Below are 572 nucleotides of genomic sequence, written 5' to 3' on the forward strand. Positions count from 1 at the left end.
TTGTCGCCGTCGAACTGCGGGACCAGCCCGGTCACCGGATCCTGCGCGGCACGGAGCCGATCCACAATCTCTTCGCTCGACAGGTGCGGCGGTGCGTGCCCCAGCAACAGGTCTGCGATCTCGACCGCATCGCACATGGCCCGGACCGTGGGCGGCCCGCCGGGCCGGTCGACGAAGGTTCCGACAACACCGTCACCGTCTCCCCAGCACCGCGCAAGCACATCCCCGACCTGGTCACGCGCCATCCCGGCAAAAGCCTCGAGACGTGCCGGCAGATCACGACCGACGACCGGCGACGATCCGCCGCTCGTGCCTCGTGGCTCGCGCCGGTCCCGTATCCGGCGCGCGGGGTTACCGGCCATCACCGACCACGCGGGCACGTCCTTGGTCACCACCGCTCCGGCACCGATGACGCTGTGCTCGCCGATGGTGACGCCGTCCACGACCACCACATTCGATCCGATCCACACATCGTCGCCGACCGTGATCCCCGCACTCGTCACCGGCTGCACGAAGACCGGCCGGTCCGGCTCCATAGTGTGGTTGAATCCCAGCAACGACGCGTGTGCACC

General features: G+C 68.9%; 1 protein-coding gene. It reads right to left on the bottom strand.

All coding sequences use genetic code 11. The features are described 5' to 3' along the window. On the bottom strand, window positions 1-572 hold a 572-nt coding region (locus ELR45_RS36540), incomplete at both ends, for an acyltransferase (protein ID WP_205855725.1).

It is taken from the genome of Phytoactinopolyspora endophytica (genome assembly GCF_004138495.1).
Lineage (GTDB): Bacteria > Actinomycetota > Actinomycetes > Jiangellales > Jiangellaceae > Phytoactinopolyspora > Phytoactinopolyspora endophytica.